The 5,618-nt window shown below is 59.1% G+C and carries 6 protein-coding genes, 1 tRNA gene and 2 pseudogenes; 4 read left to right on the top strand and 5 right to left on the bottom strand.

Translation table 11 applies throughout. The annotated features are described in order from the left end of the window. On the top strand, positions 1 to 258 hold a 258-nt coding region (locus ACILRN_RS15540), incomplete at its 5' end, for a hypothetical protein (RefSeq protein ID WP_395689817.1). Positions 259 to 647: 389 nt separating this feature from the next. Here ACILRN_RS15540 and ACILRN_RS15535 read toward each other — a convergent pair. Further along, positions 648 to 1,400, bottom strand: coding sequence for a putative nucleotide-diphospho-sugar transferase (locus tag ACILRN_RS15535; RefSeq protein ID WP_395689821.1), 753 nt, complete (start codon positions 1,398 to 1,400; stop codon positions 648 to 650). A 418-nt stretch (positions 1,401 to 1,818) separates the two neighbouring features. On the opposite strand from ACILRN_RS15535, the pseudogene ACILRN_RS15530 reads away from it, so the two are divergent. Next, positions 1,819 to 1,953: pseudogene (locus ACILRN_RS15530) on the top strand (IS481 family transposase); the annotation flags it as partial. A gap of 237 nt (positions 1,954 to 2,190) precedes the next feature. Continuing rightward, positions 2,191 to 2,592, top strand: a complete 402-nt coding sequence (locus tag ACILRN_RS15525; protein ID WP_395689815.1) for a hypothetical protein — start codon at positions 2,191 to 2,193, stop codon at positions 2,590 to 2,592. Here the strand turns inward: ACILRN_RS15525 and ACILRN_RS15520 are convergent. The 3 genes and pseudogenes from ACILRN_RS15520 to ACILRN_RS15510 form a co-directional block, all read right to left on the bottom strand. Next, positions 2,563 to 2,639, bottom strand: a tRNA-Arg gene (locus tag ACILRN_RS15520). The two genes, ACILRN_RS15525 and ACILRN_RS15520, sit on opposite strands and share 30 nt — an antisense overlap. Positions 2,640 to 2,776: 137 nt before the next feature. Then, positions 2,777 to 3,208, bottom strand: a pseudogene (locus ACILRN_RS15515) (TCP-1/cpn60 chaperonin family protein); the annotation flags it as partial. Between the two features lie 130 nt (positions 3,209 to 3,338). Beyond that, the gene (locus tag ACILRN_RS15510) at positions 3,339 to 3,704 is read right to left on the bottom strand and encodes a DUF4406 domain-containing protein (protein ID WP_395689819.1); all 366 of its coding nucleotides are present in this window, start codon (positions 3,702 to 3,704) and stop codon (positions 3,339 to 3,341) included. 83 nt (positions 3,705 to 3,787) lie between these two features. Here ACILRN_RS15510 and ACILRN_RS15505 point away from each other — a divergent pair, with 83 nt between their 5' ends. Further along, complete coding sequence (locus tag ACILRN_RS15505; RefSeq protein ID WP_395689813.1) at positions 3,788 to 4,534, top strand: DeoR/GlpR family DNA-binding transcription regulator; 747 nt, start codon at positions 3,788 to 3,790, stop codon at positions 4,532 to 4,534. 75 nt (positions 4,535 to 4,609) lie between these two features. On the opposite strand, the gene groEL is transcribed toward ACILRN_RS15505, so the two are convergent. After that, a partial coding sequence (groEL, locus tag ACILRN_RS15500) for a chaperonin GroEL (RefSeq protein WP_395689811.1) occupies positions 4,610 to 5,618 on the bottom strand: 1,009 nt, incomplete at its 5' end.

The raw sequence follows: 5,618 nt of genomic DNA, 5'->3' as shown, positions 1-5,618 counted from the left end.
TTCCAAAGTCTGTCTTTTTCTTCCGCCGTGCTGCAGTCATTCGTGCTGCAGTCATTGATGAGTGATGTCATTCAAATTTGCGACGGAAACACCATGCCAAGCAAACTTCTGCAGAAAATCATTGCTCATCAGGAGTGGCGGCAGTGCTGCCGGCCAAATGACAGCGCAGATGCGGAGAAGTTTGGGGGCATAGGCCTTGCTGACAGAGTAAATTCACAAATCACCTGCGTTCTAATTCAACGCTCCTCTGTGGGATGAGCCATTATTACTCACGGACTGATGTCGGACAAAGAATGGGCGTTCTGCGTAGTGCAGAGGCATAACCTGTCTGCGCAGGATTGCCCGTGAGGTGATGGCCAGGAAAGTCGAACCTCGGCGCATCGGCAAACGGAACGTCCTCTAGGTCACGAAATCGTTGAGGCGCATAGGGCTTTAGCAGCAAAGCCCCATCACGGTCGAAGGCTAGGATGAGCGTGTGGGAAGTCTTGCCTTCGAGTAGGTGGTATAGGGGCTGTAGATTTGCGGACCCGCAGTTGTATGTGTCCTTGCGCGAGGTACGCCTAATCCACTACAACAATAAAATATTCTCAATGAGAGCAAGGGCGGGTTTGAAAGACGATGAGAAATACAACAATAGCACCCGAGCATTAGCGAACAAACTGCGAGGTCATCCATCGCCTTAAATCTGTGAACGTACTGCTCGACGAATAGAATGTTTCAAGAGATTTTTTCACGTCGAGAGGAATGTTTTTGTTTCTCGTCGCGCGGTCACATCCAGCATAATGAATTATGAAAGGGTCAGAGCCCGAGGAAATAAAAGGCAAGAAATTCCAGGATTCCGGAAGAAACGTAATGTGAGACAGCATTTCATCGTTGAAATTGTTTTCGCCTGCATTGAGTAACTTGTTGTAACCCAGAAGTTTTATGAGCGCCCCATTCTCCCACCAGTAATGCTCCAGGAACTCTGTCATATTCCACAAGGTATTGAATAGATCGACAGACCATTGAGAATTTCGAATCAGCATTACGCCAGTATTCGGCACCGGTGTTGGACGCTGTCCTTCGATGTCATGCTGCACAAGATAAAGGTCAGAAATTCCGTTGATCACGGTACGGATATCAAGGTCGTAGCGAGCGAACAAAGCGTCCGCATCTAGCCACATCACATATTCATAACCCTTCTTGAATAACTCAGGTATGTATCTGACCCTGTGCCAAGCTGGCTGTCGATTGATAGCAACCTCTGGCTCGATCTGTACAGAAAAACCGTATCGTTTTCCGTAAGCGCACAGTGTTTGCGCAGAAAGGTCTCCTATCTGGGAAAATCTCTCGTCATAGCTTGTGCAGATACATATGTCCTTAGCCCGGCTTGTGCAGATACATATGTCCTTAGCCCGCATTTTGCCCCTATTGACTTCTCGTGCCATTCACGTGTGGGCCTGTCTAGCTTCACGCTTCATATGGAGAGAGGAAGAAAGCTGAATTAAAGAGTAATATACATTGCATAGATATATCAAGACTAGTCTGCACACTAGCCACAATCATTGAGGTACGATTACTACAATCCGCTAAGGCGATGCGCCTACAATGACGAAATAGAAACTCTATCCGGCGTCATTTATAAAATCCGACGCTAAAATCGTGCGCGGCTCTGAGAAGGCTAGCGTGAGCTGAGGGTGTATTCACCTGACAGTCTGGCCCGCTGGTGGGGTGCGCGGGCCACAGAAGTGAAGCACCCAAACCAGTCTGGCCATGCCGCTCGGATGAGGGTTTAGGATGGCGTTGCGGCTTTAAACCTCAACCTCGACGGAGATTAACATGACCACAAGCGGGGAGATAGCACGCCAGAAGCTTTCTTTGCTCGAGCTTGCTTCAGAACTTTCGGACGTTTCGAAGGCTAGCAAGCTGAAGGACGAATCCCGACAGCAATTCAACCAAATCAGGCGGAACTTCTAGACCTACGGCGCGGACGGCCCGATCGACCAGCTGCCGGGCGCCGAGGGACCGCATCCGGAATGTCGGGCAAGAGCGTCAGAGTGCCGATCAGCACCGCCAGGGCGAGGGTTGGTGAGGGGTGGATTGCTACGAGCGCATTACTCCCCTCTAGGCGAAGTTGCTGGGGGCGAGAAGGCGGGTCGCGGCGCTGATGCATGTTGATGCATCTGTGAAGCTCAACCGATCACCAGCCGCATGGCCACCCTCGAAGCCGAGATCAGGGAAACCTCCGACAAGCTGGCCCGGCTCTACCGCGCAATTGAAGAGGGGGTCGTGGACCTCGACAGCCAACTCAAGGAGCGCATCACCGCCCGCAAAGCGACCCGCGCCCTTGAACAGGCTTCGCTCGAGCGCATCGCTGAGCAGGCACAAACTTCCAACGCCCTGCCCCCTGAGCGCATTGACGCCTTCGCGTTGCTTCTCCGCGACAAGTTCGGCACTGCCGACATCCAGGAGATCCGCGTCGATGACCGCAAGATCCAGATCATTGGCGACAAGGCTTCTCTCGCAGCCGTCATCGCAGGACAGCATACTAGCGCTGGAAAAGTTAGTGGTTTTGTTCGCAAATGGCGCGCCCGACAGGATTCGAACCCATGACCCCCAGATTCGTAGTCTGGTGCTCTATCCAGCTGAGCTACGGGCGCTGACCGGGCCTGTCTGTAGTCCGCCGCCCGGAGAAATGCAAGCCTGATCGGCCAGCCGGCAGCTCCACCTCAGATGCAAGAAACCCCCGGGATTTCTCCCGGGGTTCATCCGTTTCAGCCGATGGCTGAGCGAGGACTTAGAAGTCCATGCCGCCCATGCCGCCGCCCATGCCGCCAGGGGGCATGCCGCCGGCGGGCTTGTCCTTGGGCTTCTCGGCGATCATCGCCTCGGTGGTGATGAGGAGCGAGGACACGGAGGCCGCGTCCTGCAGCGCGATGCGCACCACCTTGGCCGGGTCGATGATGCCCTTGGCGACCATGTCGACATACTCTTCGTTCTGGGCGTCGAAGCCGTAGTTGCCTTCCTTCTCCAGAACCTTGCCGACCACGATCGAGCCCTCGACGCCGGCGTTCTCGGCGATCTGGCGGATCGGAGACTCAAGCGCCTTGGACACGATGTTGATGCCAGCCTGGATGTCCGGGTTGGACGACTTCAGGGCAGCCACCGCCTTCTTGGCGCGCAGCAGGGCGACGCCGCCGCCCGGCACGATGCCTTCCTCAACCGCGGCCCCGGCGTCATCTCGCTCGACCATCTGATCGACCGCTGGTTCCAGAAACGCTGACGCTGCATGTTGTTCTCGTCATCGCCGGACTTGATCCGGCGATTGATGATGTATGAAATATGTGGGCAAAACGCCTTCAGCGGGGCTCGCCCAGGGCGGGGATTTCCTCGATCCCGAAATAGATCTGAAGGCCGCGGCGGCGTGCAATGGCAACGTCGTTGTCAGCCCCTTTCGACTCGCCCGGAAGCCTCAGCACCGCATCGCAATGTTCAAGCAAGCGGGCTGCCGTGGGGTGGAGGACCCGTTCGTAGATGGCATCCCCCACCTCTCTGCCGCCCGCCATGTGCCATACGGGCAGCGCCACCCATTCACCGATCATGGGCACGTGGCCCTTCTCGAAGATCGGCCATGCGGCCTCTTCCAGGCGCTTGAGATTGGCGGCCATTTGGGCCGGGTCATCTCCGGTGCCGGAGCGGTAAGGGCCGGCAATGAGGATCATCATGGGGCGTGTCATGTTTGTGCTCCTTGTCAGAGGCCCCCCTATCACTTCGTGACATATCGTGCAAGATCGTGTAATTTCGTGCGATGCTGACGGAGCAACGCAAACAGCTAATTCTCGACCGGCTCAAATGTGACGGCCGCGTCGTGGCGAAGGATCTGAGCGCGGAGCTTGCCCTTTCGGAGGACACGATCCGACGCGATCTCCGTGAACTGGCGGCGGCAGGCCTGCTCACGCGGGTCCATGGCGGGGCACTCCCGGCCTCGCCCACCGTCGTCGGCCTGCCGGCCCGCCGCGTCATGGCGGTGGAAGAAAAGCAGAAGCTCGCCGCCGCGGGCGCGGCCCTTGTGGAACGCGGCCAGACAGTGTTCATCGACGGCGGCACCACCAATCTGGCGCTCGTTCGCCACCTGCCCCTGGCAGTCGAGGCCACGGTGATCACCCACAGCCCGCAGATCGCCGCAGCACTGGAGCCGCATGAAGGCGTCAAGGTCATTCTTGTGGGCGGAACGCTGCTGCGCCACTCGATGGTGTGTGTCGGGGCCGCGGCCCTTGAGGCCGTCACCCGGCTGCGAGCCGATCTCTTCTTCCTGGGGCTCACGGGCCTCCATGCGGAGGAGGGTGGCACCACGGGCGACTATGAGGAGGCGCAGATCAAACGCGCCATTCTCCAGAGGTCGGCCGAAGTGGTCTCGCTGCTCACGACCGAGAAGATCGGGGCCGTGTCGCGCTTCCTCGTCTGCCGGGCCAATGCACTGTCTTCCGTCATCGTTCCCCGCAGGGTCCCCCACGCGGCCCTGGCTGCAACCGGCATCCGTATCCTGGAAGTCTGAAGAGACGCTCCGCCAAAAAAAACCCCGGGATTTCTCCCGGGGTTCATCCGTTTCAGCCGATGGCTGAGCGAGGACTTAGAAGTCCATGCCGCCCATGCCGCCGCCCATGCCGCCAGGGGGCATGCCGCCGGCCGGCTTGTCCTTGGGCTTCTCGGCGATCATCGCCTCGGTGGTGATGAGGAGCGAAGACACGGAGGCCGCGTCCTGCAGCGCGATGCGCACCACCTTGGCCGGGTCGATGATGCCCTTGGCGACCATATCGACATACTCTTCGTTCTGGGCGTCGAAGCCGTAGTTGCCTTCCTTCTCCAGAACCTTGCCGACCACGATCGAGCCCTCGACGCCGGCGTTCTCGGCGATCTGGCGGATCGGAGACTCAAGCGCCTTGGACACGATGTTGATGCCGGCCTGGATGTCCGGGTTGGACGACTTCAGGGCCGCCACGGCCTTCTTGGCGCGCAGCAGGGCGACGCCGCCGCCCGGCACGATGCCTTCCTCAACCGCGGCGCGGGTGGCGTTCAGCGCGTCATCGACGCGGTCCTTGCGCTCCTTCACCTCGACTTCGGTGGCGCCGCCGACCTTGATCACCGCAACGCCGCCGGCGAGCTTCGCCAGGCGTTCTTGCAGCTTCTCGCGGTCATAGTCCGAGGTGGTCTCCTCGATCTGCGCCTTGATCTGGGCGCAACGGCCCTGGATGTCGGCCTTCTTGCCGGCGCCGTCGACGATCGTGGTGTTCTCCTTCTCGATCTTCACGCGCTTGGCGCGGCCGAGCATGTCGAGCGTCACGTTCTCAAGCTTGATGCCGAGGTCTTCCGAGATCACCTGGCCGCCGGTGAGGACGGCGATGTCCTCCAGCATGGCCTTGCGGCGGTCGCCGAAGCCCGGCGCCTTGACGGCCGCGACCTTGAGGCCGCCGCGCAGCTTGTTGACGACCAGCGTGGCCAGCGCCTCGCCCTCGATGTCCTCGGCGATGATGAGGAGCGGCTTCGAGGTCTGGACGACGGCTTCCAGCACCGGCAGCATCGACTGCAGCGAGGAGAGCTTCTTCTCGTGCAGAAGGATGTAGGCCTCGTCGAGCTCGGCC

It is taken from the genome of Aestuariivirga sp., assembly GCF_044238155.1.
Classification (GTDB): Bacteria; Pseudomonadota; Alphaproteobacteria; order Rhizobiales; family Aestuariivirgaceae; genus Aestuariivirga.
The sequence above is the reverse complement of the archived record's forward strand: the minus strand, read 5'-3'. Positions and strand labels throughout refer to the sequence as shown.

What these genes read in the sequence shown, in the direction of transcription:
- ACILRN_RS15535 (WP_395689821.1), bottom strand. Translation starts at nt 1,400, where the DNA reads ATGCGGGCTAAGGACATATGTATCTGCACAAGCCGGGCTAAGGACATA.
- ACILRN_RS15525 (WP_395689815.1), top strand. Translation starts at nt 2,191, where the DNA reads ATGGCCACCCTCGAAGCCGAGATCAGGGAAACCTCCGACAAGCTGGCC.
- ACILRN_RS15510 (WP_395689819.1), bottom strand. Translation starts at nt 3,704, where the DNA reads ATGATGATCCTCATTGCCGGCCCTTACCGCTCCGGCACCGGAGATGAC.
- ACILRN_RS15505 (WP_395689813.1), top strand. Translation starts at nt 3,788, where the DNA reads ATGCTGACGGAGCAACGCAAACAGCTAATTCTCGACCGGCTCAAATGT.